Genomic DNA, 25,361 nt, shown 5'->3' with positions numbered 1-25,361 from the left:
TCGAGTTGCAGTTCGCCCATTTTCACGGCGTACCGCCCCAGAGTGCGCGGCCGATTTGCTGGGCAGCGTCGGCTGCCATCGGTGACGCAACGTGTGTGTATCGCTGCGTCAGTCGGATGTCCGAGTGACCGAGGATCTCCTGGACGATCCGGACGTGCACACCCAGCTCGATCAGCACCGTGGCGGCTGTGTGCCGTCCGTCATGCACGCGGGCATCCCGGACGCCGGCCTCTGCGAGAAGGTCCTTCCAGTCGTCCCAGTCCTTGCGCGGGTCGATCGGTCGTCCATCCGGCTGACAGAACACCAGGTCATGGTCCTTCCACGCGGAACCCGCCGCGAGTCGCTCAGCGTTCTGAGCGACTCGGTGTAACCGCAGCAGGGGCACCAGTTCGGGAGGCAGCGGAACCGTGCGCTTGCTCTTGCCCTTCGGTGGCCGGAACACCAATCCACCAGCACGCCGCTGCGGGCACGTGCTGGCGTGACGCTTGCATCCGTCCGGGCAGAGCCGCTGGGCATCCTTGGCGATGCATCGGTGGCGGCGACCAGAGGTTCGTGCGGCCTTCGGACAGTCCTTCGGGCACGGGCGACGGTGCTTGTTCGCGCCGCAGGCGACGGGATCAACGCAGCCGTGCTGCCACTTGTCGCGCTTCAACTGCCACCAGACGCGCACCTGTCCCGCGTCAAGGTCGACGTACTCCCAACGTAGGCCGATTGCCTCACCCTGTCGGAGTCCCATGGCAAGACCGATCGCCCACCGGGTGCCGTTCCGGCGTTTGGCCGCTGCGGCAAGAATGCTTCGGGCTTCGGCCTGCGTCAGCGGCTTGATCTCGCCGTCCCCGGCGCTAGGCGCGTCGATGAGCTTGGCGACGTTCCGTCCCACCTTGTCGCGCCTGTGCGCGACCTCCAATGCGCGGCTCAGGACGCGATGGACCTTGAGCACTGTCGACTCCTTGCGGCCGGCCAACGCCATGCTGGTGTACAACTCGTCCAGGTGATCGGGGTACAGGCGATCGAGACGGTGCTTGCCGAGGTACGGAGTGACCCACACCCGATTGAGTGACAGGTAGTCGTCGAGAGTGCCTGCTGTCATCTTGCCGGTGGCAACCAGTCGCGGACAGATCGTCTCAAGGTAGGTGATCATCCACTCAGCGACAGTTGGCTTCCGGCCTGGCTTGCTGGTCTTGCCCGCGTCGCGTTCCTGCTCCAGCTTCCGTACCTTCCGCGTGACCTCGGTTTCAGTCGCGCCAGTGCGGTGTCGGCGATCTGGTGATCCGTCCGACTTGACGCCCATCGTCACCCAGCCGTGCCACTTCCCGTCAGTCTTGCTTTCGTAGATCGAACTCCGCAGGTTCGGCTTCCGTGTACTCACTGGGCTACATCCCTTTCAAATTGAGAGCTGACGACATCACGCTGCCGAGTCCTCCAACTTCCTGGCGTACTCGCGGATCGCGTCCACAGATACGCGGCGCGAACGTCCAATCAGCACAGAAGGAACTGATCCATCCGCAATGAGCTTGAACATCTGTGTACGTCCAACGCTCAACGCCTTCGCAGCTTCCTCGACCGTCATCAAGATCCGCATTTCGGGCACCTGGTCACCTCCTCTCGTTGACGCTTACGTGTCAGTCGTTGTCCTCAGCAAGCAGCTCCTTGACGAGGCGTCGGTGTTCGCGGGCTTTGGCTGCGGCGGTGTTGGCGAGCAACGCGTCACCGATGGTCCGCCAGCCGGTGGCGGCGTAGGTGAAGTTGCCGACGACGAGGGTCGTTTCGGTGTCGTCGGTGTGGTCTTGGGTCCGGTGGTGGTCCCGTCGCCAGTTCGCCCGCGCTTCACGTAGCGCCTTGAGGGTGGTCGAGTACTGCCGCGACTTGGTGGAGAAGTGCCCGCCGAAGCCGAGCATGTGTGCCCAGCGCTGGAGTCGCCGGTACGACAGTCGTCCCGAGTTCTTCGCGGCTTCCTCGAGGTCGAGGTCTGAGCCGGGTCGTCCGAGTCGCCAGCAGGCGTCAACCAATCGGCCGGCGTGGCTGTGCTGGTTGGCGTAGCGGTTGACGGTCGCGTTGGTGAGGCGGGCCGATGAGTGGCCGGTGGCTTCGGCGCCCTTGGTGGCGTACTTCGCAAGGTATCCCGCGACTGCAGTCTCGGTGATCTGTCCGTCAACGGCTTGTCGGACGGGACGTACGTCGAGTTGGGTCCCCCACTCGATCAGCCAGCCAGCGGGGTTGTCGGGGTGCGGCAGCGACCGGAAGCGGGTCCGCTCGACGGCTGTCCGTACGGCGTGATGCACCAGCGCATGGTCGGCTGACAGATGCGGCACCATGGGGCCGTGCAGGCCAATTAGGCGTTCCTCCGTGCACCGCGGGCACAGTGGTTGGCCGACAGCCGGATCGTCCGGAGCGTGCTTGATGCGGCACTCGATGACGACGCCGTGCGGGCAGGCCTCAGGATGTCGCTTGGGCATGCAGGCCAGGTGTCGTCCGGTCTTGTCCGAGATCCGGTGACGGTGAGTCTCGCGGCCGGTGATTGCAGTGGTGCCGTCGAGGCGGACGAGGGCGTGAAAGTGGGCGACTCCGCGTGCCTGCATTTCGGCGACCTTGCCGTACGACAGCTTGACGGTGATCCCGTGTCGGCGGCCCCAGGAGCGCAAGATGTCCTTGGCGCGTTCCATGGTGCGTCGCCACAGCTCGCCCGAGAGGGCGTTCCAGACGACCTGGTGATCGTGGTCGTAGCAGTCCAGGCACAGCGGAGTGCCGAGGATCTTCTCGCCGTCGTGGTGTGTCTGGTGGCAGCGCAGGTCGATGCCGTGCGGACAGAGTTCAGGTTTGCGGCGTGGGCGGCAGGTCTGATTCCGGAGTTGGCCGTCGCGGCCGCGGTGCTTACGAGCGGAGTGGACCGGACCGAACGACGGGGCGGTGAAGGTGACGAAGGCGCACGGGTGCTCGGCGACTGAGGCCGGGATGCCTTTGCCGCCCTGGAGACCGGCCAGGACGAGTTGGTAGGTGTCACCCCGGTAGACCTCCGCACAGGCGGGGCAGACGGCGGCGCGGCGGTTCCCGCAGGCCTTGTAGATGACGCCGTCGGGCATGTCGTTGGTCTGCCGGGTGGAGATGATCCGCCCGGTGCGTTCGGACACGACGTGAGACTCACCGCGGAGTTGGATCGGGCGGACGCAGCCGCCGGCCGATTGGGTGTGGTCGAGCCAGGCGGTGTAGTCGGCGGTGGTGGCGGCGCGAGCAACGGCTTCTTCGAGCCCCGAGGCGGGGTTGTAGCGCTTCCCAGGATCGAGGGTGGGGCGCTGCGTTTGGATCACAATGAGCGGGTCTTGGAGGCCGCTCACGGCGTCCACTGCAGCAGGGATGTCGGTGTGGGGCATGAGTGGCCTCCTTTCGATGTATCCGGGGTGGTTGGGCCGAGAGATCTCGGCTCGGTGGTCCGTTGACGCGTAGGTGTCAAGCGACGACGGATGGGGCGGGTTCGAGTGCTGGGGTGCCGAACAGGTGGTAGCCGCAGCCGAGGCAGTAGCGACCGACAACGCGGTACGGGTCGGGGTCAGTGGCGGGGTTGATCAGGACGATGAGGGCATAGTCGTCACCGGGTTCAAGGACGGTGGGGCACCAGTCGTGTCCGCCGAGGTGCTCGGCGGCGACCCAGTCGCACAGGAAGGTGCTGTCGGCAACTTCGAGGTGAGCGGTGATGTTGGCGTAGGCGTTGATGTCGACAGTGGTGTCGGTGTCGGTCATTGCTGGTGTCCCTTCGTGGGTTGGGTGTTCGGAGTTCGCCCTCGACCCCGGTGATTTCTCGCCGGGGACGGGAGCCAGCCTCGAACCGGTGTTACTCGTCGGGTTCGAAGGTGGAGTCGCAGACGCCGCAGGTGATCTCGCCTTCTGCGAGGACTGCTTTGGCGACGCGGATGCGGCGGGGGCACTGGCATGCGCAGGCCACCGCGTTGTTGTTGGTCTTCTTGGCCTGACCCCCGGTCATTTCGGGGTGGCGGTAGGCGATGAGCGCCTTCTTCAGGTCGGTGAGAACGCTCTTGTAGGTGGTCGCTGTTTCCTTGCGGAGGGTGCAGGGCGACCAGCCGATGCGCGGATCTTTGGTGGCGTCGAGACCGAGCTCGGAGGCGAGTTCGGCGAACTTCTGGTTGTGCCACCGGCCCTGGCGGCTGGTGTCCTTGATGTCGCGGACATCAGCGAGGGCGTGTGCTGCTTCGTGCAGCAGGGTGGTGAAGACTTCCTCGACGGGTCGTTTGAGTCCTTCGCCAGAGATGAGGACTTCGGCCAGGCGCTGCTCGCCGTGTTGCCACCGCACGGGTGCGAAGTGCCCGTACTTGGCATGCTTGGTGGCAGTGCCGGAACCGACGATGATGACAACGGCGGGGACTTCTTTATGGTTGGCGCGGATCGCTGCCCAGGAGGTTTCGAGGGCTAGGACGAGTTCCGCGGTGGTGTACTGGTCTTGACGCTTACGTGTCAGTCGAGCGGTGGGCGAGCCGGTCCGGGTCTTGGGAACCGTGGCCTTCTTGGCCCGCTTGATCGTGACCGAGACCGCGGGATGACTGCCCCCGGTGCTGAGTTCCTTCAGCTTGTTGCGTACGGCAATCAGTGAGGTGTAGCCGTGGGCGCGTCCGCCTTCGGTGGCCCGAACTTGGTCCATGTGGGTCTGGACCGACGTATGTGCGGCGGTGGGTGTGCCGTTGTAGACGGCGGTGGTCTTGGTCACCGTCCAGCCGGTTATGCCGGACAGCGCGGTGGTGTTGTGGTTGGTTAGGCCGGTGAGCTTGGTGGTGGTCGCGGGCTTCGCGGCGACCGGTGCCAAGGTGGCCGGCGCTTCGGTGAGGCCTTGGCTGTTGGTACTCACTGGATGCCTCCTATCCGGCGTAGCTCGGTGGAGTTGCGGAAGCAGGCGGGTGACCATATGTAGCCGTCGCCGTGCTCGACGAGTTCGGGTGCGTCGATGACGATGTGCCATTCGTCGGGTCCGCATTGACCAAGGACGGTTCCCCGTAGCCAGGGCCACTCGTCGTACGGCGGGAATGGGTCGTCGGTCAGGGGGTACGGCGTCCAGACGGCGGACTCCTCCGGGAAGCGTCCGTCGTTCGTTTCGTAGAGGCTCATGGCTGGTCCTCCGTCCATTCATTGGGGATGTAGACCTGATCTTGGGTCCAGGTGTCGGTGTGGGTGGCGTGGGTGACCTGGTGGTCTTCGAGGAGCGCGCGGGCTTCGTACAGTGCGTCGATCAGGTGGCTGATCGCGGTGACGGAGCCGGTGACGAGCTCGATCTCGATCGGTGCGTTGCCGAGGTCGATCACGACCCGAGGTGTCTGGCCATTGCAGGCGAGGTTGATGCCGGCCACTGAGTCGTCGGTGAAGTCGTAGCCGACGATGATGCGGTCTTCGCGTTCGTCGCCGGATGCGTCGTAGTAGGTGGTCATGACGCCTCCTTGGCCACGTAGGCCTGCTGCCAGTTGCCGTTGTGGCCTTGACCGTTGCGGAGTGCGGACCAGCACACACCGCAGCGGTGGGGTTGGTTGGGTGAGTAGGCGAAGGCTCCGCAGTCGTGGAGCCAGCCGAGGTTTCCGTTGGCGTCGCGGACGCTGGTGAAGGCGTCGGCGGGAACGGGTTTGATGGTGATCATGCGGCCCTCCGGAGGTGAACGGCGCGGCGGACGATCTGGTTGACGTTGTGGTCGTTGAGGAACGCCGTCTTGAGACGGCGCGGGAATCCGCCTTCGGCACGGAGCAGTCCGACGCCGAGGGCTTCGGGTTCAATGTCCACGGCCGTGTGACCTTGGGAGGCCCAGCCGGTGCCGAGGATGATGTCCGAGCTGGAGTCGGTGGCGCAGCGGAACGCGAGCCGGTACCCGAACAAGTCCCGCAGCGAGGTCGGCACGATGTCAGCGCTCGGGCGCTGCGTCGAGGCGACCGTGATGATGCCCGCGGCCCGGCCACGAGCGACGATGTCCCGCACCAGGGTCCGGAACTCTTCCTGCTGTTCCTTGGTGCCAACGGTGACGGTGAAGTACGCCAACTCATCAATGCAGAGGAGCTTGGCGCGGAACCCGTCGCCAGCAACGATCTTCTTCCGGCCAGTGCGGGCCAGGTGCAGATAGCGCCCATCCAGGTCCTTCTGGAGTTCGCGCAGGACGCGGAGCGCCTTGGCCATGTCGTTGCCAACGAACTCTTTCGCGACCGGTGCGTAGGGCAGCAGTTCGACGATCTTGCCGTCGATCAGGATGAGATCGACATCGGCGCAGAGCGCGGCGTGGGCGACCATATTGCCTTGGGCAACGGACTTGCCCGCGCCGGGTTCGCCGCCGATGAGGATGTTGCGGTACATCAAGGTCACGCGGACGCGTTTGCCGCGTGTGTCGAGACCCAGGTAGACCGGGTCGTAGATGGACAGCGCACCTTTCGGTGCGGGGGTGACCCCCGGCGTGCGCCGGGGGAACACCGATTTCGGTTTGAAGCTAGACATAGTCGGACACGTCTTCTCCGTTGGCGCCCAAGATCACCGTCTGGTTGTCGCCGACAGCGGCGGTGAGCTTGGTTTTCGATGTCTTGGTGCGGGTCTCACCAGCGGTGCCGGACTTGGCCGGCGGTTGCGGGGTGGACTCGTCAGGGGCGTTGTCCGGCGCGAGGAAGGCCATGACAGCGTCGTCGGCGACTGCCGCTTCGGGCATGTCGCTGGTGTCGTTGAGCAGTGGTGACGTGATGTGTGTCTTGGACAGCGGGTCGCGGCGGTTGATCTCGATGCGCACGACGGCGGCGTTGCGCTTGGAGCGCGCGATGACTGCTGAGCGTGCCCAGCAGGCCGACGCGATGGTTTCGGCTTTGTTGTCGAGGTCTTCCATCGACAGGCCGGGACGCATCCACAGCCAGACGATCTGGCCGGTCTTTGTGGACAGGCATCCGAAGATGAACGGCAGGTTCCCTGAGTAGTTCAGGGTCCGCATCTCGACCAGACAGGCGCGGAGCCGGTGCCGGGTGATGACACACCAGATCCGGTTCAGGACGAACCGGCGTAGCGGGTTGTCGGTGACGATCCAGCCGCACAGGACGATGATCAGCAGGGCGTCGAGCCACAGCGGGTTCGACTGGAAGTAGCCGGTGATCGCCTCGCCGTGGGCGATGGTGATGTAGGCGATGCTGGCCAGGACGAACAGTTCCCAGCGCCAGCGCCAGACCGCGAGCAGGAACTTGACCGGCGTCGACTGTGACGGCCGGGTGATCGTTTCGATGGTTCCGGTGGCGGTGCGTCCGCGGCCTGCTCGACGTGTCGAGCGCGTGCGGGTAGATTTGGGCATGACAAGACCTCCCGATCAGGGGGTTGAGTCAGGAAAGACACCAAGCCGGGACAGGTTTCCTAGGCCGAAGGCCCGACTTGGCGTCTCGTTTCCAGGGAGCGGCCCTTTCGAGGGCCGTTCTTGGTTTCCAGCGGTTGTTCTAGTGGTTGTTGAGCGGTGTTGACACGTAGGCGTCAGCTGCGGTGGCTTCGCTCGAAGCCGACTTCCACACGGCGTATGCGTAGTCGCGTGCGGCGTACAGATCGAGGCGACGATCGGTGGCCTCGCGGTACAGGTCCAGCAGTTGCCAGAACGCCTCCGAGGCGTACACGGCGGTGACATCGTTGCTGATCGCAACGACAGGTTCAGCCCTGTTCAGGCTGTCGGCGATGGCCTTGTCGAAGAAGGCGATCACCAGTTCGATCTCGATGATTTCGTTGCACTTGGCCACGTACTCGGACCGTGCTTGATTCGCTGTGACGGTTCGATCTTCCATCGGTTGCGACATGACTACCCCCTAGCTGAGCAGTACACGAATCACGGGACGAGTGGAGAACTACTTCGCAGAACCCGACGCGGCGTTGAGGCTCTTGGCCTTGTACGCGACACCGTTCCGCCCGTTGGTGGCCCACGGCATGGCCTCCAGCTCGACCGGCACGACGACGGAGCCGACGTTGACCTTCGGCATGGCATTGCCCGCCAGAGTCACGTTGATCACCTCGCCGCCCGTCTCGTCGAGCGCCATCACCTGAACCGACCAGAGCAGCTCGTTGGTGTTCCGATCAGCCTTCTGCCGGCCGTTCTGGTCCTTCTTCTCCTCCACACCCTTGGTGACCGTGAACGTCTTGCCCGTGGTGTCGATCTGCAGCTTCATGAGGAATCGCCCCTTCTAGGCGTCCGACCCGCTCCCGTTGAGCGAGTGTTCTAGTTCGAATACTAGAACACCTTGGTCGAGCAGGCAAGCACCAAGAGCGATCAATTGATAACTGGTTGTTGACGCTTAAGTGTCAACGCGAGACGCGGGTGGGGGAGTCGCCGAGTCGGCCCCGATAAGTCACGCGCCCGAAGGTGATGCTCTCGCCGTACTCCAACACCTCGCCGGTGTCGTCGTAGATCCAGTTCCGTCCGACCATGATGAGAGCACCTTCATCTAGGCCGAGCCTGTCCGCCTGCTCAGCGGTCGCAGTTGCCGGCTCGAACTGGTCTTGCCACGCGTCGACCTCACGCTTGAGGATATTCGCGATGTACGCGAATGTGCCTTCTTTGATCCGCTCGCCACTCAGAAGCAGCGGCGCCTTCTCGGCTAGGTATCCGCGGTAGTACGACGTGGAAGCGGAGGCCGGCTTGTCGTCTGACCGGTAGGTCGTCCGGACTCGGCGGATCACAGGGGCACCAGGCTTAAGGCCCAGAGCGTCGGCCACCTGGTCTGACGCCTCGGTCATGACGGCTTCGGTGATCTTCGCATAGCTGCCGGTGGGATAGATCTTGCCGGTACGCCGGGAGTTGTCGACGCGGTCGTTGGCAGCTCGACCGCGCTCCTCCTCGGTCGTCACGATGCTTCCCACGCCACGCTCAGGCTTGATGTATCCCTCGGCGCGCAGGGTGGATAGTGCGCGCTGTGCAGTAGCGATAGCGACACCGTAGTCACGCATCAGCGACCGCACAGACGGCACCAAATCGCCAGCCTGCAACTCACCGCTGGAGATTCGGGTACGAATCTCGGTGGCGATCTGCTGATACGGCGGAGCAGGGCGCTCCAACTTCGGGGGCATCGCTAGACCTCAAGCTCTCCAATCGGTGTTCTAGAACACCGCTAGCATAAGCGAACGCGACGGCTGCGGTCTAGTAATCGTCCCGCGCGTTGACCCGGTCAATGCCGCCGTAGCCGGTTGCAGCGACAGAACGAGCGATCTCGGTGTCATGAGGGTCTGGCTCGATGCCCCGCTCATTGGCCGCCAGCAGGCGCTTGTGCACCTTCTGCAGCTCCAGCACGTCAGCCAGCCGTGCCTCTTGGATCTCGTCCCAGGTAGCCATAGTCAGTCCCACTTCAGACCAGTGATGCGCTCGTACATGGCAACGTAGCGAGCCCGGGTCTCGTCAACGACCGCCTGGGGGATCTCAGGACCTGGAGGAGTCTTGTCCCACGTGCCCAGGTCACGAGCCCAGTCGCGCACGAACTGCTTGTCGTAGGAGATCTGTCGCTGTCCCGGCTTCCAGTCCTCGTCCCGCCAGTACCTCGAGGAATCCGACGTCAGAACCTCGTCCGCCAGGACCAGTGTGCCGTCCTTCGCGAGCCCAAACTCGAATTTCGTGTCCGCAAGATGTACCCCGCGACCATCGGTGATCGCCGTAGCGCGCTTGAAGAGCTCTAGCGTCTTTGCCTTCAGCGTTCCTGCGAGCTCCGACCCAACAGCGTCCGAGACCTCATCGAAGGTCATCGGCTCATCGTGCCCATCCTCAGGAGCCGTCTTGGTTGTCGGCGTGAACACCGGTTCCGGGAGCTTGTCGCCTTCGAGCAGCCCAGGCTTGATCTCGACTCCGGAGATCTTCCCGGATTCCCGATAGGCGTCCCATCCGAGGCCAGCCAAGTAGCCGCGGGCAATGCACTCAACCTGAACGATGTCGACCTGCTGGCAACGCACAGCGCGGCCCTCGAATTCGGCCGGCACATCGGTTGCGGAGATGACGTGGTTAGGCATCACGTCAGCGAGCTGCTCGAACCACCACAGCGACAGACTCGTCAGCAACTTCCCCTTGTCAGGGATCGGCGTCGGCAACACCACGTCATAGACCGACACCCGATCAGTCGCAACCAGGATCACCTCCCCCGGGCGATCGCTGTACACATCCCGAACCTTGCCCCGATGCAGCAGCTCCACGGCACTGTTCTAGCACACTGCGCAGAGCCAACTAGATACGGCCAGCTGCGATGAGGCGCGACACGACTACCGCGACGCCTCAGTTCGCCATGCATTCCTGATGCTCACGGCGACCTTTGACAGGTCCACGCCGTCATCGGCAGAAGAGTCCGGCCAGATCGTGCCGAACCGATCGTCTGACCATCTCGGCACTAGGTGTAGATGCAGATGAAAGACACTCTGCTCTGCGGCGGCACCTTTGGAGGTAATGAGATTCATGCCATCCGGCGATAGAGCTGACTCGATCGCGCGCCCAACTGTCACGCAGTGCCCCGCCAGGCCAGCAGCCAGTTCTGGCGAGGCCTGCCAGAGATCGCTAACGTGAACTCTCGGAATGACCAGCGTGTGGCCGATCGTCGCCGGGTGCAGGGGAAAGAATGCGAGCCAATCCTCACCCTCTGCGATGATCTGGGACGGGCTTTCCTGGCCCTGTGCGATGCGGCAAAAAGCGCAATCATCTAGCCCATCCGACTCGGCGGTCACCGGCCTGCTGTTGCCGCCGCCTTCTCGATCCACGCCGCCATATTAGCGTAACCGCCGTCGTTGTTCCACCGATAGAAGTCATATCCTGCTGGCATGCTGCCGCAACAATCGGTCGTCAGACCATTAAGGTCCTTAATCTTCGAGATATCGATTCCGAGTAATCCATGACCAAGGTACTCACTGCGTTCAATTTCGTACTTGACCCAGCGACTCTGGTTTGTGTGCGCACCGACCAATACGACGGTAACTGAGGTGCCATCCATCTGCTCGTCAATCCAGCGCCTAATTGCGGCGTCGCCGTTCCTCTTCAACTTCTCGAATTCGGCGGCGTCGATAAACCCCCGCGCCGACCGATCTTGCGTGATCCAGCTGTTCCTGACCACCATTGCACGAGAAACGTCGTCGTACTTGAAGCTAAAGAATGTGCGCCTAGCCATTAGCTACCTTTCGGAAATAGATGACCGCGATCAGGTCAATCGCTATTATCGCCCCGTAGAATAGGACTAGATGCCACCGCAGCATCGTTCGAAGCCACTTTCGGAACGCCTTCGTCTTGTCTACGGACATCACGTAATCAACGGGTTGCGAAGCTGGCGCTTCGGCAACCTTGTTATGCAGGGCGACAAAGCCGCGCTCAAGCCAGAGATAATATCCATCCATCGCCCAGAACAGCATCGTGGACATTACCGCGAACACCAATAGCGCGCGCCTGTCACCGACGGCTGCAAATGCCGCGAGACCGCTCGCGAGTGAGACAGCCCATCCTTTGAAGAGGAACGAATTCTTGGACATTCGGATGATGCTGCCCTGGATGAACTCAAGATGCTTGACGCGTGCCTCACTGAAGTCTTCTTCAGGAGGGGGGCCGTTCTTATCTGACTCGCGCAGTGCCCGAGCGAGGCGGCGGATGACCGAGCTATCGTCCATTTACGATCCGCCGAAACGATGACGTGGCTCTTCCCAAGTCTGCGAGGGATTTCCACTCCAGGATGCCGGCAGGTCGACGGACCACATATGGGACCTGGCGACCGTCGCTCTGCAACTCTTCGATGCGTGGGTATAGGCCAAGGTATTCTTGACCACTAGGCCTCGCGGAAGCTGAACTGACCAGCGGCATGATTGCAATCGCTTGACCGCTGCGGTGCCCATCGAAGTAGCCGAGTTCCCACGGCATCCACTTGGAGGTTGTCGATGACTCTGAGTGCGCATAGACCAGCGACAACGACTGGTTCATTCTGGTTCGGAGAAGATTCGCGGTCTCAGGCGTCACCGCGCTGCGATCCAACTGTGCGTCGTCGATCCAGTCGACGTACACAGACCGTCCGGTTTTCTCAAGAATCTTCTTGACGCCGAGAATGACTTCTGCATCGCGAAAGCTATGACTAAGAAAAATGTCATACTGATCGAACCTGGCGGATTTTCGAAGAGCTTCCTGAACTCCGCCGTGGACCAAGGAACCAGCTCTGCGGCCTTCGGCCCTGACCTGCGCTTCCGTGTAAAACGTCACCAGCAATCCCCCTGCAAATTTTCAGCCATCAGTTCCCCCCGATGACTCAGACCTCAGATGCTAGCGCATGCCGCTCTACCGCGGCGGACGAAACGCTTCATGCGTGCCGGGTGCCGCCGGTGATCACCGTCTGACAAGTTTCTCTACGTCTTCAAGACGGGCCCCTTCAGGGCCCGAAAGCGCGCCGCCACCACAGGGCGGGCCGCCTGCCCGCCACTCCGCTTCGCTGCGCTCTGGGCGCGTCCCTTGGCTTGGCGCGCACGTGCCAACAGGGTGCCGGGTCGAAGACAGCAGACCTCGCCATCAACGCTCGACACCCTGTCGGTGCACCACTCGCCGGAAAGGCCGGCTACCGCCTCGCGCCGGTTGCCCAAGCCGCCCGCCTGTCCGTGGGTTCCCGCATCGCCCCGCTAGCAATCATGGAAGGGACGGCACGGCACGGCACGCGTCAAGGCAAGTCGCTCCGCTCCACTCGCAAGCTCGACCTTGACCCGCACCGCACCGCACCTAAGGTCGGCAGCTATCGGGGCGACGCGGGAGGTCTGCCCGTGCGCTTGACGCGTACGTGTCAAGCGTCCTCAGAGACGTAGGGTCGATCGCGTCCGCATCAGGCTGGTTCGACCGGCTCGCGCATTGTCCATTCGAGCGGCAGCGCCGCGAACCACATCACATCGATGCGCTTGCCCTGCCACACGCTGTGTGCGCGCATCGTTCCCTCGTGCACGAACCCCGCTCGGTGGGCCACGGCAGCTGATGCTGCATTATCCGCCTCGACGGTCAGGAAGGCGCGAGCTGCGCCAAGCTCGAACAACCAGCGCGTGAGCAGAACCACCGCGCGAGTCGCGTACCCTCGCCCTCGCGCGCTAGGCCCGATCCAGTAGCCGAACTGCGCTACATCTGCCTTCGACCAATCATCGACGCCGCAGCAGCCGACCAGGCCACCAGAGGCTGCGTCCGTGATCGCGAATGCAACACCAGATGGTGGCTCCGCCGCGCCGAACGCCCGCCACCTCGACGCGAACTCGTCGATGATCGCTTCAGCGCCCACGATCGAAAGCGGCGGAGCCGGCCGTCCGAGTCGATCGTGAGCCCCGTTGTAGCGTCGAATCGCTGGATCGGCGAATGCTTCCACCATGAACCCGGCGTCATCTCTCGACCACGGCCGTAGGGTGACGACGCCATCCGACAGCGACACCACCGGGATGTCGGCATCCGCTGCGCGCACGTCTATCGGCTCCGTTCGTTCCGGATTGACCCTCCACATGTCGAACCCGGACATTACCCCGACCCGTCTTGGCATGCGAGCGTTCGCGAGACGCGCCAAGCTTGAGAACAGGTCCGGCGAGGCCACCGCTCCAGACCCTGGCCTGAGCCACAGCGAACTGCGGGAGGAGAGGAGTCGGCAAGGCCAGCGGACCGCCCACGAGCCGGTTGCATTACCAGTTGCAGTACGCCGCCGTTCGTGATCGTTCGCGGAAGGTCGATCGCCTTGTAAATAAGGCATTGCGAACCACTGCGAACAGACGCGAACGATGGTCATCAGCACTCGTAATGAGAAGGTCGTCGGTTCGATTCCGACAGGCGGCTCCACCAAACTCCCAGGTCAGAGGCCAGTTTCCTCGCCCGGGGGTTCTTCGTTCCAAGCCGCGTGGCGTGGTTCGTGGCGCGAAGCTGCTGACCATGTCCGCGGCATGGCGAAGGGTAATGGCAAGAAGCGCCAGCCCGGCCGCGATGAACCGCTGCCGTCGGGGGTCCATCAGGGTGCGTGTCTACGCGGGGATAGATCCGGTGAGGAACACCGTCAGGTACCTACGCAAGACCGTCCCGCCCGGCCCGGACCAGAAGAGGGTTGTAGTACGCGTGCCCGGCGTCCCGGTTGCAATGCTCGCACGGAGGCTGACGAGAACGGTGGCGAACCGATTCGGACGTCGGCAGACGTGCCCGCTACGCAGGCGATCGCCGCCTTCTCTGCTGCACTCGCGAGGACTGGTGACGGGTGCCGGCCGGGCTGCGGGACCATGCCGACGACCAGCTCGGCCGCCGGATACCGCAGGCGGCACCGGCGCGACCAAACCGTCGCAACGGAGGGCGGCTGGCCGGACAGCCCGGAAGACGAACCCCCGTGCCCGACAGGGGCCGGATCTGATTCCTTTGCACGGCTCCACCAAGACAGGGGACCGCGACCTGCGGCGTGCTGCCGAGGGCAACCGTCTCACCTACGTACGGCGAGTCGTCGCAGTCGGCCTTGTTGTTCACCTTCACGTTACTCGTGGTGTCGCCATCGGCCGCGTGGTTCGCCGGCACCGTCTCGGTGACGGCGTACGTGCCGACCAGCAGACAGTCGACGCACGGTTCTCCGTGAGTGCATACACAGAGCCCAAGGCGTGGGCCTTGGGCTCTGTGCTGTTGCTGTTTCGTTGGTTGCGGCCGACTGGCCTAACCGCCGATCAACGGTCGATCACGGGTCGATCACGATCGTGCAGACGACGGTACGCGGCGACGGGTCGATCCGGATGCCCTCGTGGGTCACCGAGTCGTCCCAACCGGTTGCCGGCGTCGTGTCCGCAGTCGTCCCCGTGTTGGTGCAGACGATCGACGTCGCGCTGGTCTCCCCAGAGCCACCGTCGCGGAAGTTCACCTGGATGTCCGCGAGCGGCGGATCGGTGAACGTCACCACTGCAGACCCCGTTGGCGGGCTGTCGGTGCAGTTGGTCCCTGCGACCACGGTGACGGTCTCGGGGCCGGGGTCCGTGGGGAGGCCGTAGCCGGGCGGCGCCGATGTCTCGGTGACTTGGTAGTCACCCTGGAGAAGCCCGGAGACACACACCTCGCCGACGGTGGGATCCTCGTCCCCAGCACCGTTGTCCGTGACGCTGGAGCCGTCATACGAGAACACGGCACCTGCCTGGGTCACCGGTCCACCCTTGGTGCTGTTCTTCAGGATCTGTAGAGCCCCGACCTGCAACGTGTTGGTGTAGGTGCAGTCGATCGTGTCCAACGGATTGAGGTTGAAGCTGGCCGTCCGGGTGCCCTCGTTCTCAGTGACGGTCGAGCCATGGGAAACGTCCGAAGCCGAGCAGTCGATATCGGTCAGCACGAAGTTCGGACCCGGGTCCGTCTCGGTGACGCTGTAGCTCCCCGTTTGGACCTCATTGCCGTAATCCTGGGCCTCGCCATTCTTCAGGTCGAAGGTCGCCGGGTCCAGGCCGCCGGTCGTCGTGTAGGCGAAGGTCGTGTCGGTGGGATCCGGACTCGGGACGGTCACCTTGCGGATGATTACCGAGCCACAGTTGGTGATGTTGATATCCCCAGGCCCGACCAGATCCTTCATCTGCGCCTGAGCGGAGTTGCCGGACGACCGGCTGACGGCGAAGGTCTTGCCGAATCCGAGGCAGACGCCCGGCTGGAACACACCGGCGTCGGTCAGGTTGATGATCGCCTCACCGAACTCGTTGGTCCCAAGGGTCGAATCTACCGATGTCGTCGCCGGCGGCGGCGGCGGCGTGTTGGCATCCAACACCGAGCCTGTCGTGTTGACCTTGGCCTCGGCGAAGCCGCTCGCGGTCAGGTCGGCGGCCGTTCCCCAGCACGGCGGGCTGTTGGTGCTGACCTCGCAGGATCCGGACGTCACCCAACGGCGCAGCGTGATTCTCGGGATGTCGGTGGTGCCGCCCTCGAAGTCGTACACGATCAGCATGTCGCCGGCGGTACGTTGCACAAGGCCGTCCGAGCCGGCCGGACACGGGGTGCTGCCCTGGTTGAACTCGAAGCCGATGTGGGCCGACGGGGAGGTGGTGTTCTGTGGGATGCGCACCCAGGACAGGCCGAGGAATACATCGCCACCCACGGTGTTGCTGGTCACGTAGACCCGTTTGAGGTCGTCCTTGTTCGGCGCCTTGGCACCACCCACAGTTGCACAGTTGTCGTCCTGCTTCGTCCCGCCGGCGAACGCGGAGTCGCTGGTTGTGGCTTGTGCGTCCTCCAGGCCGGTGAACGCCCAACCCGCAACAGTCTTGACGGCCGTTCGGCCCGGTGCGGTGCCTAGCCAGGTAGTCGGATCGAAACTGTTCCAATCGAAGTTGATTGGTGCCGCCGGCGCCAGGTTGCCGTCGTCGCCCTCGAATCCCGCCGCAGTCGAGACGGGACCCGCAAACGCCGGCGACGATGTCGCTACCAGACCGAGTGTTGCCAGCGATACGACTGCCAGCCCGATGATTCCGCGCCTGTGCCGTAGCCCCCGACGGTGAGCGTGCTCACCGCTATTACGTTGTCGAATCATGCTGATGCTTCCCCCTTCGATTCGTCGATCCCCCGAGTCGAGGCGGCCGCTCCGCGAACCGTCTTGTCACACGTGTCGACCTGTGCACAGCGAGACACAACCGGTCGAGCCGGCTATGCCGCAGGCGCGTCGGCGGCGACCTTGGCGGACCCGGTCCGGCGCGCAGGACTGCGGGCGAGCGGTTACTCCACCGTTCGCTGAAATGTTCGAACTCCCCCACTGCATCCCCCACGACAGAACGAGTCACCCATACACATCAAGCAACTAGGGCGCTGACTGAATCGACCTATGCACGTGCGCGGGAGCGGCAACGACTCGGCTGGACATCAGGACGTCACAGTCAATGCCCGTCAGCGTTCGCCGCGGTCGACTGCCTGCAGCGCGCACGCCGAAGCCAAGCGATGGGTACATGTCTCCCCCTCAGGAGAACCGGCTCACCGGGCCTGGACCGGCCCGGCGCGGCTCCTTCGTGGCGCCGCGGATCGCGCATCCCTCCCCCACAGACCATCCCCCCGGAACGCCGCCGCGCGGCGTGGGATCCACGGCACCTGAACCCGTGCTCAAAAGCTACCCCTGTGAGTCTCGTATCACAATTGCCTAACAACAGTTGACCTTGCGGAACATCTCCGCTGCGCGCAGTGATGTCAACGGACATCGGGACTTCCCTGTGGGCGGACAGTCGATCTCCCTGTCCGCAGACAACTGATCACCTGGGTGGGGGTTGGTTCAGGGGCATTACTCCTCGTCCGGCGGTGGCCTCGGACAGGCGCAGTGAGGTGCCCTCGGTGAGCACGACGTGGGCGTGGCGGAGCAGTCGGTCGACGGTCGCGGTGGCGAGCGTCTTGGGCATGATGGTGTCGAATCCGGACGGGTGCAGGTTGGATGTGACGGCGATGCTGCGGCGTCCGTAGGCGGCGTCGACGACGCGGTAGAACGCCTCGCCGGCGGCTTGCCCGGCGGGCACCATGCCGAGGTCGTCGATCACGATGAGCTCGGCTCGGGAGTTGACGATGGTCTTGTCCACCGCTCCATCGACGGTGGCGCGGCCGATCGCGGCGGTGAGGACCTGTTCGACATCGGACCGCCGGCTGGCCCCGTCCCGCTGGCCGCTCGATTGTCCGGCCACGACGACACACGTCAAGAGCGCTCCGCGTCCTACGGATCGGCAAGCCGACTGCTGACGTGCGCTCAACCCGCAGCCACACATGGTCGTGCCCTCTACGTGCCTTGACCGGTGGTCATCTGCGGTCACCGGCGGGCTGCTATGGGGATTCGTTTCAGGCGTCGAGACCATGTCCATGCAGGCGGTCGGCCGCACTTCCAAACTGGCTAGCCACTAACAGCGGACTTGAGGCCGGACGTACGTGGTCGATCGCCGCAGCCCTAGGGTGGTCGACACGTGTGGCATCATTCGTGGCACGAAATTGTGGATGCTCATGGGGAATCTCGCGCTTGCCGGGTGCGGCCGTGTGGCTGGAAGCGCTGGTAGAGAGCGGACGCGACGACGAAGTTCTTACTCGTAATGAGAAGGTCGTCGGTTCGATTCCGACAGGCGGCTCCACCAAACCCCAGGTCAGAGACCACTGTCTGAGGCTGGGGGTTCTGCAATTTGGACCCCTGTCTCCTTCGAGGCCCCGATGTGCTCGGCGACCTTCTGGCGGCATCCCAGAGGTTCTGGTCGATCAGGTGTCCATGGAGGTCCATCGTCGTCGACGCGGTTGCGTGACCAAGGCTGCGTTGCACCACCTTCGGGTCAGCGCCTGAGCCCAGCCAGACAGGGAGACGGGACAGGCGTGGAGACCGGTGCAGTCATCGCGCCTACACGTTCCAGGAGACAACGACAAGGGAACCGAGTACGAGACCTAGGTACCAACCTACGGTTACTCCGACCGCAGAGCTCGCAGCCCACAGCCGAACGCGCCGTATTGCGCAAAGACCAGTCCCGACGACAGCGGGCGTCACGAGCGGCAGATAAAACTCCACCACGGCGGTGTCGGCAGGCGTGACGAATGTGTGCAGGACCAGGACAATCCCCGTCAACCAGCAGGCAGTCATCCCGAGAACCATGCCCGCCGCCATGAACCCCGGTTCTTTCAACCACCTCGGGTCCGTCGACGGCTCGTGCATGCAGCACACCGTCTCACATCGGGACCGGCTGCACCGGACATGGCGGGTGGGCGGCATACCTGGGTTGACGGTGGATCAGCAACTTGAATCTCTCGACGGCGATCCAGGCTGTGTGCAATTAGCTTGCGATTAGCAAGGGTCAGCCAGGGCCCACAGGGTCACCCCGGGGCACCTGCCCACCCTCAGGATCCCCGAAGGTCCCTGAACAGCCGTCAACGACCCCCGGCCACTGAGCATGATCGCCGCTCAGGATCGGGAGTCCTCGGCGCGGGGACGCTCACCGGACCGGACTCGTAATGAGAAGGTCGTCGGTTCGATTCCGACAGGCGGCTCCACCAAACCCCCAGGTCAGAGACCACTCTCTGAGGCTGGGGGTTCGTCGGTTACCGCCTCGATCGCCTTCGATGCCCCCGAGGACACCGTCCCAGTCCCACCACTCCGTCAGCGATGACGACCGCGCCACCGGTTCGCAGTACGTCGACCGGGCGCGCCAGTGGTTCGACAGCCTCTGGGGAACGCTCGGCAGGACACCTGCGAGCGGTGACCACCGAAGCGCTGGTCGACAGCCCGCGATCGTCAGCAACAACACCGGGGCATCGGTGCGCGCGTACGCCGACCGAGTCGGCCTGGCCGATCTCGTCCAGCACATGGCCGACGACCTCGCCGCCACTGGAGCCGATGCCGTGATCGCCCACATCGACGAACTCACCGAGGCGATCCGAGCCAACTAGTCGGTCGACACCAGCTCCGCGGGCTGTGATCCGCCAACAGGTCCGCGACACATCTCCGCCAACTGAAGTCTCCGCGTGGAGCGGTGGACTGGTTCAGTCGCGCGTGCTCGGGGCCACGTCGCGGACCATCACGCAGTTGCCCAGGCCCTTAGGCCGGTCGTAGGTGAAGCCCTCGCGCTCGTACATCGTGCGGGTGCCGTTGTAGAGGAACGACGAGTTCTTCTTCCGTACCCCGCCGGTGTCGTGCGGGTAGCCCTCGACCAGGCCGCCGCCGGCCTGTGCGATCAGGTCGACGGCTCCGCGCAGGGCGATCGCCGCCAGGCCCTGACCGCGGAAGCCGCGCTCGACCAGGATGCAGGTGACCCGGTAGTCGGGCAGTCGCTCGGCGGTGGCGACGTACTCCTTGCGGTGTTGGATGTTGGGCAGTTCCTCGGGTGATCCGTACTCCGCCCAGGCGACGGCCCGGTCGCCGTCGTAGACCAGCGCCGCGTGCGCGATCCCTTCGGCCACCAGACGCTGCTTGAAGGCCCGGTTCCCCTCGCCGGTCTCGCGCCTCTCCTCGCAGTCGGGATGGAAATGCGTGCACCAGCAGCTGGCGAACATGCCCTTGTTCCGCTCGACAAGAGCGGCGAAGTCGTCGAACGTCTCCGGCGTGAGCGCCTTGATCGTGAAGTCGGCCATGCAAGCAACGTACCCCCGATTCCGGACGTTTTGCGTCCGGTAGCTCACGCTGCCAGGACGGCGTACGCGCCGTCGCGGGCGCGGAGCCCGTCCGGGTGAACACACTCATCTGCCGATCCAAGCTTTCGGCTGTAACTGATCACCTAGCGGACGAGCGTCGCGCACCACCCGACGAGGCCGACAGCTCCGCGAGCGGCGCTGGCGCGCGGTCCTCGCCGGTGCCCAGCAGCAAGACGCTTCCCGTCCACGCGATCCCAACTGCCACAAGCCGAGTCCCGGCGTCCGACTGCCGGTCAGCCCCGTCTCCACGGCCGTTCGATCGTACGGCCCAAACGACACGCATCAAGGGCGCTTCGCGTCCTGCGAATCGGCAAGGCGACTCTTGACCCGCGCCGCGCTGGCCTGGGTTTGGCAGCTATCAGGAGGACTGGGCAAGTGTGGCGCTCGGTCCGGTTGCGTGTGCGACACTCAGCGCCATGGCAGACGTGTTCATCTTCGAGGTCGAGGACATCGACTCTGACTGGTGGATGTCCGAGGTCGCCGTGCTGGCAGAGAGCCGCCAGGATGCCTACCAGCATCTTCGTGATGCGGGCTTGCACAAGAAGCAGATTCAGAACGATGGCCGACCGGTGCGAATCGAGCCGGTCTCGGCGTGGGACATCCTGGACAATAACCAGGCTTCAGTGATGCGGCGGCAGGGCGACCATCACGGTTGGGGCGCATGGGAGCACGTACCTGAGGGCGTCTCGCTCGACTGGCGGATCAGCGGGACGGCGCGACGAGCGCACCCTCAGCGATAAACCGGATCAGGCCGCGCGGTGATTGCACGGGCGTGCCCTCCACGTGCCCTAGCCGGTGGTCATCTGCGGTCACTCAAGGGGCTGCGGGGACCGGTGAACCCGTGCGACGGCAACGACCAGCCCGCAAGAGCGACTGGTATTCCCGCAGTACCCGCGCAGGTGCCCTGCTCATAGGAACTGCAGCGTCTCGGCCTGCGTGCACGTCGAGTTCGCTGGCGTTATCTGTTGCCGGAGTACCCGGTCGAGGTCCGTCTTCTTCCCTCGAGGTACGACATGCACTCGGCGGTGCAGGTGCGGCTCGGTGAGCGGTGGACTCTCGTGGATGCAACCCATGATCCTCCGCTGTCCGCGAAACTGACGGTTGCTGATTGGGATGGGGAGAGCGCCACCCCGCCGGCCTATGAGCCGGCCGGGCCGATGTGGATCGACGGCCGGCATGACGCCGAGATCCGTGCCGAGCTCGAGGAAATCGCTCGGCGTTGGCACGGTGTATCGCCCGGCGTCGGACCTGCCTACCAGCGGGCATTCAACGCATGGCTCGACGAACTCCGTTCACCCCGCGAACGAGCTCCGACTCAGCGTGGCGGCCAGTCGCAGTAGGAATCCTCAAAACAGGCGCGATCCGCGCCTTCGGCTGTCGCACGTGCCCTGGCGGACGACCGTCGTGCGTCTGTCAGCGGAGAGACAACCCGCTCTTGTGATCCGCCAACAGATCCGCGACACACTCCGCCAACTGATATGCGACAGGCTAGAAAGTCTGTCTGCGAGTCGGAGCTACGCACGGATCAGCCGATGTCCGGATGTGTGGACAACGCCGGCTTGAAGGCGTCGGGGACCTCGGCGAGTCGGGTGCGGAACGCGTCGACGAGCGTTTGATCTCCGGGTATCGCTCGTGCGTACTCGTCGTCGGCTCGCACCTCCAGGGCCTCCCCTCGATCGTCGTCCAGCGCGCCCGCGTCCATTTCCTGTCGCACCATGGCTACGACCTCCGCAGCTTGGTCGAGCCCCAGCCATTGGTAGCCCTCCACAGCCGCTGCCAGTTGCTCGGGTGTCACGCGCTCAACAGCGTCCAAGAGCCCACCGCTCATGGCCAGACTGTGCAGACCGAGAACAGCGGTCAGCGCAAGGTCACCTCGGCTCGGGTCGGGGCCTCCGCCGTTCAGAGCGGCGCGGTTCCAGATCTCGTCGGCGGCATCCATGATGCGAATCCTCGCAGCAGGGCGCTCGGCTCGATGAAACAGCTGCGCGGCGGCGAAACGCACATGCCGCGATCTGCGCTGTCATGCCGATATTCAGGGCGTTGGTTCCACTCATCCGGGGCTAGGTCAGGGCTGTCATGAAACTCGCCGAATCAGCCGGTGGCAGCAGTTCGGTCACGGCGTCCTCGACCGCTCGGAGGAAGCCTGGACGCAACAACCCGTCTTCGTCCCAGACGTCGCTGTCAAAGGCGCCCAGAAGGACCGATTCGAAGCGGGCCAGTACCTTGAGGAAGGTTGCTGCTGTTGGGGCGACCCGATCTGCCCTCCAGCAGCCGGCGCCATGCCGCGCAAAGTAGATCGGGACCGCTGGCTCATCGACGTCTGCGATGAACGGGTCACCGAAGATGGCCGCGATCACAACCCAGTTCGACGGCCACGTTGGCAATCTCCGTCTCTGTGGCCCTGTCCATCGGTAGCCATCCTGGGCAGTGTCCAGTTCCCTGATCGAGAACAAGAAGAGTTCTTCGACGATCCATGGAATGGAGCTGTTCGGCACCGGTCCACCTTGTGTGTACAGAAGTTCCAGGTCCGGCGGCAGACCCAGTTCTGCGACGACATCAGATACCGAGTCTGCTTGGGACCTGCTCGGTTCGGAAGGGGACAGCGTGGGAAACGAGGACCTGCTCAAGGGCGTCGAACCCGGATCGGCCGTGGCCGCGCACCCCTACCGCCTCCCCAACAGGTCCAGCCGCGACGCCACCGGGCAGTCCGCTAGATGGAACGCCGTCGCAGCATCGAGTTCATCCCAAGCCTCCATGTCGATGAGTATGCCGTCGCCAGCGGCGCGAGATCCCGTCGTCGGTCCGGTGTCGTGGGCGTACATCGCCACCCCCCAACATCGGGCCCGGGGCTTCGGCCTAGGACAACGACCGCTCCGCAACGTCCTGATTTGCCGCGTTCCGTGCTGTGGCTGTCGCTGATCACCTGGCGGACGACTGTCAAGCATCACCCGACACATGACACCAGCTCCGCGGGCACTCTGCCGAGTTTGGCTCATATGGATGAAGAGCGCGCCTCGGCGCGCGGCCCCGTCTGCGGGCGGCGCTGGGGCGCCGTCCTCGCCGGAGCCCAGGAGCAGGACGCTTCCTCGTCGATGCGATCCCAACTGCCAATGCCCGACGTGTCTGGCGTCCGGTCCTCCGTTAGCCCCGTCCCCCTGGCCGCTCGATTGTCCGGCCACCACGACCCATATCAAGAGCGCCTACGGCACTCGGCCTCGAGGCCGAGCAGGCGGGCGAGCTGGTTGAAGGTGCCGGCGGCCCCGTTCCTGAATCAGCAAGTCGAGATTCTCGACGCAGGCGAGATCTCCGGCACGCCGACTCTTGACATGCGCCGCGCTGACCTTGGGTTGGCAGCTATCAGGGGGACGGGGCAGGTCCGGACGAGCTGCGTCCCGTATCGGCGATGATGAGTAGATGGAACCGCCAATCGCGAGCGACGACCTGGTCGAGGTCGACCTGCGGCGATCCGGATTCATCGACTGGAACTACTCGTCGGGCACTGGCGACGTCGTGGAGCTGATCCTGTATCCACTCGCATGGTTTCTCAACTGGCTCACCAATCTGGTCGTGTTCCGCGGCGGCTGGACGATCCGCGTCTATCGGGCTGGAAGCGACAGCAAGCCGATCAGCCAGGCTCGATACCGGCGCAAGGCCACAGCGCTCGCGGACGTGGAGCGTCAGATGCGGCTAGCCAGAGCCACCACCCTTGATCCATCCCCGGGCGATGCGTAGCCGGAATGGATTAGCGTCCGAGTCGTGGCCTACCCGGTGGTGATGTGCGGCCGCCCTTCCAAACTGGCGATACAGGCCCCCTAGCGGCCCCCGACGGTCTCTGACCAGCCGTCAACGACCCCCAACCACTGAGCATGATCGCCGCTCAGGATCGGGAGTCGGCGGCGCGGGGACGCTCACCGGATCGGACTCGTAATGAGAAGGTTCGAATCCGACAGGCGGCTCCATCAAACCCCCAGGTTGGAGGGCCACGCTCCGACACTGGGGTTCGTTGTTCCCGGCCCCAATCGCCTTCAGGGCCTCCGAAGTGCCCCCGAGCCTCTTGGGAGCGGTCCCGAGGTTCTGGTCTGCCCATAGAGGGGTCCACCCTCACGACCCGGAGACGTGCCCCAACGCCCCGCTGAACCACCTTCGGGTCAGCTCCCGAACCGAGGCACACAGACGGCGCCGTACGACGCAGATCGTGAACCCGCAGGTTCGGGACACAAATGAACTTGGTCGCGGTGGACTACCGAACGGAGCGCTTTCAGTCGGCCTCGCTATTCGGGGGACGGGGCGAGTCTGGTGGCGATTCTCATCATCGGTACGGCGCGTACTCCACTCGCCGACCGAGTCGTATCCAACCCGGAACGGGCAAGCACCCGATCGGAGCAAGCGCCCCGATCTCGACCGTCCTGGTTCCCTCGGACAGAGTCACCTCGACTCGTGATCGCGCGGGGCCGAACACCTCGATCACGCGACCAGCGATGACCGACCGGACGAGGTCGAACAAGAACAAGAGGTCGTCCTCGTCGCGGCCAAGTTCCCACCTACCGCCCTGATGGCCGGCTTCGACCTGAAGCGCATCGCCAGGCGATCCATCGCCCGCCTGGTAGAAGTCCGTCCATGACAGAGCCAGTGCGCGCTCCCGTCTCGGCAACAGGTCGACGGCGCGCCAACCGTCGCGATTCTCGACCGTGATCGACACAGCATCGCCGAGCTCGCTCGTGAGGTCGTCAAGGAACAGCGTGAGACGCGTGGAGATTGAGTCCGGCGTGTGGGACCTGCCCTCGGTCATTGCCACATGATGCCGGTGGCGCGGTTGACTCGGCCATCAGGCCTACAGTGGAGGACAGGCGTCGTGCCTTACTCACGTTCTCTAGCGGTCACTCAGGGGTGTTGCGGGCGTGGAGACCCCAGCCGGCCGCACTTCCAAACTGGCCAGGGCAATCGGTAGGCCGGCTCTGGACGTCTGCCGGAGCGCCAGAGTCTGGTAGACCGTCAGCAGGACGAGCCGGTCTGGCTGTCACTTCGCCTGGTCCGAAGGTGGTTGTCGCGCCTGGTTCAGACGGTAGATCTCGATGGCTTGATCGCCGAGGCTTGAACCGAACCGACCAGCATCGGGGTCCTTGTTGATGGCTCCGCACTCGCAGTGGCCGTGCTCGGTCGGGTCGAGCGACACGAAGCTGCCGCAGCGGATGCAGCTGGCAGATAGATCCGACCGCATAGCCCAGCCCGGATCCCCGCCGGTGGCCGCCGGGCCGTTGCCAAGGTACGTATATCCGCTGACCACTCACAGAGCTTAGAC

At 64.3% G+C, this 25,361-nt stretch carries 30 protein-coding genes and 1 tRNA gene; 5 read left to right on the top strand and 26 right to left on the bottom strand.

The features are described 5' to 3' along the window. Positions 1-22: 22 nt before the first annotated feature. The 22 genes from AB0H36_RS07550 to AB0H36_RS07445 form a co-directional block, all read right to left on the bottom strand. A complete protein-coding gene (locus AB0H36_RS07550) occupies positions 23-1,369 on the bottom strand; it encodes a site-specific integrase (RefSeq protein ID WP_360518152.1) in 1,347 nt (448 codons plus the stop codon). A gap of 36 nt (positions 1,370-1,405) precedes the next feature. Continuing rightward, positions 1,406-1,570: an excisionase family DNA-binding protein gene (locus AB0H36_RS07545; RefSeq protein WP_360518221.1), complete on the bottom strand. Its 165-nt coding sequence runs from the start codon at positions 1,568-1,570 to the stop codon at positions 1,406-1,408. A 52-nt stretch (positions 1,571-1,622) separates the two neighbouring features. Beyond that, positions 1,623-3,368, bottom strand: a complete 1,746-nt coding sequence (locus AB0H36_RS07540; RefSeq protein ID WP_360518149.1) for a replication initiator — start codon at positions 3,366-3,368, stop codon at positions 1,623-1,625. Between the two features lie 76 nt (positions 3,369-3,444). After that, complete coding sequence (locus tag AB0H36_RS07535; protein WP_360518146.1) at positions 3,445-3,735, bottom strand: hypothetical protein; 291 nt, start codon at positions 3,733-3,735, stop codon at positions 3,445-3,447. Positions 3,736-3,826: 91 nt separating this feature from the next. Beyond that, positions 3,827-4,810: a hypothetical protein gene (locus tag AB0H36_RS07530; RefSeq protein ID WP_360518143.1), complete on the bottom strand. Its 984-nt coding sequence runs from the start codon at positions 4,808-4,810 to the stop codon at positions 3,827-3,829. Between the two features lie 38 nt (positions 4,811-4,848). Further along, positions 4,849-5,109 (bottom strand): hypothetical protein, encoded by a 261-nt coding sequence (locus tag AB0H36_RS07525; protein ID WP_360518140.1) that lies wholly within the window; start codon positions 5,107-5,109, stop codon positions 4,849-4,851. After that, entirely contained in the window at positions 5,106-5,426 is a 321-nt protein-coding gene (locus tag AB0H36_RS07520) for a hypothetical protein (RefSeq protein ID WP_360518137.1), read from the bottom strand. Before AB0H36_RS07520 ends, AB0H36_RS07525 begins: the two co-directional genes overlap by 4 nt. Then, on the bottom strand, positions 5,423-5,629 hold the full coding sequence (locus AB0H36_RS07515) for a hypothetical protein (protein WP_360518134.1): 207 nt from the start codon (positions 5,627-5,629) through the stop codon (positions 5,423-5,425). The genes AB0H36_RS07520 and AB0H36_RS07515 overlap by 4 nt, the downstream gene beginning before the upstream one ends. Further along, positions 5,626-6,444 carry an FtsK/SpoIIIE domain-containing protein gene (locus AB0H36_RS07510; protein ID WP_360518131.1) on the bottom strand — a complete coding sequence of 273 codons (819 nt, stop codon included), beginning with the start codon at positions 6,442-6,444 and terminating at the stop codon, positions 5,626-5,628. Before AB0H36_RS07510 ends, AB0H36_RS07515 begins: the two co-directional genes overlap by 4 nt. A gap of 16 nt (positions 6,445-6,460) precedes the next feature. Next, positions 6,461-7,297, bottom strand: a complete 837-nt coding sequence (locus AB0H36_RS07505) for a hypothetical protein (RefSeq protein ID WP_360518128.1) — start codon at positions 7,295-7,297, stop codon at positions 6,461-6,463. Positions 7,298-7,436: 139 nt separating this feature from the next. Continuing rightward, complete coding sequence (locus AB0H36_RS07500) at positions 7,437-7,784, bottom strand: hypothetical protein (RefSeq protein ID WP_360518125.1); 348 nt, start codon at positions 7,782-7,784, stop codon at positions 7,437-7,439. Between the two features lie 48 nt (positions 7,785-7,832). After that, complete coding sequence (locus AB0H36_RS07495) at positions 7,833-8,150, bottom strand: hypothetical protein (RefSeq protein ID WP_360518123.1); 318 nt, start codon at positions 8,148-8,150, stop codon at positions 7,833-7,835. 133 nt (positions 8,151-8,283) lie between these two features. Then, entirely contained in the window at positions 8,284-9,048 is a 765-nt protein-coding gene (locus tag AB0H36_RS07490) for a GntR family transcriptional regulator (protein ID WP_360518120.1), read from the bottom strand. Positions 9,049-9,118: 70 nt separating this feature from the next. Next, positions 9,119-9,310: a hypothetical protein gene (locus AB0H36_RS07485; RefSeq protein WP_360518117.1), complete on the bottom strand. Its 192-nt coding sequence runs from the start codon at positions 9,308-9,310 to the stop codon at positions 9,119-9,121. Between the two features lie 2 nt (positions 9,311-9,312). Continuing rightward, positions 9,313-10,155: a phosphoribosylaminoimidazolesuccinocarboxamide synthase gene (locus AB0H36_RS07480; protein WP_360518114.1), complete on the bottom strand. Its 843-nt coding sequence runs from the start codon at positions 10,153-10,155 to the stop codon at positions 9,313-9,315. Positions 10,156-10,221: 66 nt separating this feature from the next. Further along, a complete protein-coding gene (locus AB0H36_RS07475; RefSeq protein ID WP_360518111.1) occupies positions 10,222-10,710 on the bottom strand; it encodes an HIT family protein in 489 nt (162 codons plus the stop codon). After that, a complete protein-coding gene (locus AB0H36_RS07470; protein ID WP_360518108.1) occupies positions 10,674-11,114 on the bottom strand; it encodes a TIR domain-containing protein in 441 nt (146 codons plus the stop codon). The genes AB0H36_RS07475 and AB0H36_RS07470 overlap by 37 nt, the downstream gene beginning before the upstream one ends. Further along, complete coding sequence (locus AB0H36_RS07465) at positions 11,107-11,604, bottom strand: hypothetical protein (protein WP_360518105.1); 498 nt, start codon at positions 11,602-11,604, stop codon at positions 11,107-11,109. The genes AB0H36_RS07470 and AB0H36_RS07465 overlap by 8 nt, the downstream gene beginning before the upstream one ends. Continuing rightward, the gene (locus AB0H36_RS07460) at positions 11,594-12,184 is read right to left on the bottom strand and encodes a hypothetical protein (RefSeq protein WP_360518102.1); all 591 of its coding nucleotides are present in this window, start codon (positions 12,182-12,184) and stop codon (positions 11,594-11,596) included. The genes AB0H36_RS07465 and AB0H36_RS07460 overlap by 11 nt, the downstream gene beginning before the upstream one ends. Before the next feature lie 607 nt (positions 12,185-12,791). Beyond that, the gene (locus AB0H36_RS07455; RefSeq protein ID WP_360518099.1) at positions 12,792-13,463 is read right to left on the bottom strand and encodes a GNAT family N-acetyltransferase; all 672 of its coding nucleotides are present in this window, start codon (positions 13,461-13,463) and stop codon (positions 12,792-12,794) included. A 1,179-nt stretch (positions 13,464-14,642) separates the two neighbouring features. Then, on the bottom strand, positions 14,643-16,094 hold the full coding sequence (locus tag AB0H36_RS07450; protein ID WP_360518096.1) for a SpaA isopeptide-forming pilin-related protein: 1,452 nt from the start codon (positions 16,092-16,094) through the stop codon (positions 14,643-14,645). Positions 16,095-17,169: 1,075 nt separating this feature from the next. After that, positions 17,170-17,589 carry an ATP-binding protein gene (locus AB0H36_RS07445; protein WP_360518093.1) on the bottom strand — a complete coding sequence of 140 codons (420 nt, stop codon included), beginning with the start codon at positions 17,587-17,589 and terminating at the stop codon, positions 17,170-17,172. Positions 17,590-17,927: 338 nt separating this feature from the next. Between AB0H36_RS07445 and AB0H36_RS07440 the strand changes: the two genes are divergently transcribed. Next, positions 17,928-18,024, top strand: a tRNA-Thr gene (locus tag AB0H36_RS07440). A gap of 970 nt (positions 18,025-18,994) precedes the next feature. Next, positions 18,995-19,321, top strand: a complete 327-nt coding sequence (locus tag AB0H36_RS07435; protein ID WP_360518090.1) for a hypothetical protein — start codon at positions 18,995-18,997, stop codon at positions 19,319-19,321. A gap of 93 nt (positions 19,322-19,414) precedes the next feature. Here the strand turns inward: AB0H36_RS07435 and AB0H36_RS07430 are convergent, their stop codons facing one another. After that, positions 19,415-20,002, bottom strand: coding sequence for a GNAT family N-acetyltransferase (locus tag AB0H36_RS07430; protein ID WP_360518087.1), 588 nt, complete (start codon positions 20,000-20,002; stop codon positions 19,415-19,417). 476 nt (positions 20,003-20,478) lie between these two features. On the opposite strand from AB0H36_RS07430, the gene AB0H36_RS07425 reads away from it, so the two are divergent. Together AB0H36_RS07425 and AB0H36_RS07420 are read left to right on the top strand one after the other, a co-directional pair. Next, a complete protein-coding gene (locus tag AB0H36_RS07425) occupies positions 20,479-20,802 on the top strand; it encodes a hypothetical protein (protein ID WP_360518084.1) in 324 nt (107 codons plus the stop codon). 273 nt (positions 20,803-21,075) lie between these two features. Next, the gene (locus tag AB0H36_RS07420; RefSeq protein ID WP_360518081.1) at positions 21,076-21,402 is read left to right on the top strand and encodes a hypothetical protein; all 327 of its coding nucleotides are present in this window, start codon (positions 21,076-21,078) and stop codon (positions 21,400-21,402) included. Positions 21,403-21,587: 185 nt separating this feature from the next. Here AB0H36_RS07420 and AB0H36_RS07415 read toward each other — a convergent pair whose 3' ends face one another. Beyond that, positions 21,588-22,001, bottom strand: a complete 414-nt coding sequence (locus AB0H36_RS07415) for a hypothetical protein (protein ID WP_360518078.1) — start codon at positions 21,999-22,001, stop codon at positions 21,588-21,590. Between the two features lie 121 nt (positions 22,002-22,122). After that, complete coding sequence (locus AB0H36_RS07410; RefSeq protein ID WP_360518075.1) at positions 22,123-22,557, bottom strand: hypothetical protein; 435 nt, start codon at positions 22,555-22,557, stop codon at positions 22,123-22,125. Positions 22,558-23,476: 919 nt separating this feature from the next. Here AB0H36_RS07410 and AB0H36_RS07405 point away from each other — a divergent pair. Beyond that, complete coding sequence (locus tag AB0H36_RS07405; RefSeq protein WP_360518072.1) at positions 23,477-23,794, top strand: hypothetical protein; 318 nt, start codon at positions 23,477-23,479, stop codon at positions 23,792-23,794. A 577-nt stretch (positions 23,795-24,371) separates the two neighbouring features. Here AB0H36_RS07405 and AB0H36_RS07400 read toward each other — a convergent pair. Beyond that, positions 24,372-24,851, bottom strand: a complete 480-nt coding sequence (locus AB0H36_RS07400) for a hypothetical protein (protein ID WP_360518069.1) — start codon at positions 24,849-24,851, stop codon at positions 24,372-24,374. Between the last annotated feature and the right edge of the window lie 510 nt (positions 24,852-25,361).

Source organism: Kribbella sp. NPDC050820 (assembly GCF_040653975.1).
In the GTDB taxonomy this organism is placed as follows: domain Bacteria; phylum Actinomycetota; class Actinomycetes; order Propionibacteriales; family Kribbellaceae; genus Kribbella.
The sequence above is the reverse complement of the archived record's forward strand: the minus strand, read 5'-3'. Positions and strand labels throughout refer to the sequence as shown.

What these genes read in the sequence shown, in the direction of transcription:
- AB0H36_RS07545 (WP_360518221.1), bottom strand. Translation starts at nt 1,570, where the DNA reads ATGACGGTCGAGGAAGCTGCGAAGGCGTTGAGCGTTGGACGTACACAG.
- AB0H36_RS07420 (WP_360518081.1), top strand. Translation starts at nt 21,076, where the DNA reads ATGCACTCGGCGGTGCAGGTGCGGCTCGGTGAGCGGTGGACTCTCGTG.
- AB0H36_RS07520 (WP_360518137.1), bottom strand. Translation starts at nt 5,426, where the DNA reads ATGACCACCTACTACGACGCATCCGGCGACGAACGCGAAGACCGCATC.
- AB0H36_RS07425 (WP_360518084.1), top strand. Translation starts at nt 20,479, where the DNA reads ATGGCAGACGTGTTCATCTTCGAGGTCGAGGACATCGACTCTGACTGG.
- AB0H36_RS07515 (WP_360518134.1), bottom strand. Translation starts at nt 5,629, where the DNA reads ATGATCACCATCAAACCCGTTCCCGCCGACGCCTTCACCAGCGTCCGC.
- AB0H36_RS07405 (WP_360518072.1), top strand. Translation starts at nt 23,477, where the DNA reads ATGGAACCGCCAATCGCGAGCGACGACCTGGTCGAGGTCGACCTGCGG.
- AB0H36_RS07505 (WP_360518128.1), bottom strand. Translation starts at nt 7,297, where the DNA reads ATGCCCAAATCTACCCGCACGCGCTCGACACGTCGAGCAGGCCGCGGA.
- AB0H36_RS07525 (WP_360518140.1), bottom strand. Translation starts at nt 5,109, where the DNA reads ATGAGCCTCTACGAAACGAACGACGGACGCTTCCCGGAGGAGTCCGCC.
- AB0H36_RS07485 (WP_360518117.1), bottom strand. Translation starts at nt 9,310, where the DNA reads ATGGCTACCTGGGACGAGATCCAAGAGGCACGGCTGGCTGACGTGCTG.
- AB0H36_RS07535 (WP_360518146.1), bottom strand. Translation starts at nt 3,735, where the DNA reads ATGACCGACACCGACACCACTGTCGACATCAACGCCTACGCCAACATC.
- AB0H36_RS07465 (WP_360518105.1), bottom strand. Translation starts at nt 11,604, where the DNA reads ATGGACGATAGCTCGGTCATCCGCCGCCTCGCTCGGGCACTGCGCGAG.
- AB0H36_RS07455 (WP_360518099.1), bottom strand. Translation starts at nt 13,463, where the DNA reads ATGTCCGGGTTCGACATGTGGAGGGTCAATCCGGAACGAACGGAGCCG.
- AB0H36_RS07490 (WP_360518120.1), bottom strand. Translation starts at nt 9,048, where the DNA reads ATGCCCCCGAAGTTGGAGCGCCCTGCTCCGCCGTATCAGCAGATCGCC.
- AB0H36_RS07435 (WP_360518090.1), top strand. Translation starts at nt 18,995, where the DNA reads ATGCCCCCGAGGACACCGTCCCAGTCCCACCACTCCGTCAGCGATGAC.
- AB0H36_RS07495 (WP_360518123.1), bottom strand. Translation starts at nt 8,150, where the DNA reads ATGAAGCTGCAGATCGACACCACGGGCAAGACGTTCACGGTCACCAAG.
- AB0H36_RS07500 (WP_360518125.1), bottom strand. Translation starts at nt 7,784, where the DNA reads ATGTCGCAACCGATGGAAGATCGAACCGTCACAGCGAATCAAGCACGG.
- AB0H36_RS07470 (WP_360518108.1), bottom strand. Translation starts at nt 11,114, where the DNA reads ATGGCTAGGCGCACATTCTTTAGCTTCAAGTACGACGACGTTTCTCGT.
- AB0H36_RS07415 (WP_360518078.1), bottom strand. Translation starts at nt 22,001, where the DNA reads ATGGATGCCGCCGACGAGATCTGGAACCGCGCCGCTCTGAACGGCGGA.
- AB0H36_RS07540 (WP_360518149.1), bottom strand. Translation starts at nt 3,368, where the DNA reads ATGCCCCACACCGACATCCCTGCTGCAGTGGACGCCGTGAGCGGCCTC.
- AB0H36_RS07400 (WP_360518069.1), bottom strand. Translation starts at nt 24,851, where the DNA reads ATGACCGAGGGCAGGTCCCACACGCCGGACTCAATCTCCACGCGTCTC.
- AB0H36_RS07430 (WP_360518087.1), bottom strand. Translation starts at nt 20,002, where the DNA reads ATGGCCGACTTCACGATCAAGGCGCTCACGCCGGAGACGTTCGACGAC.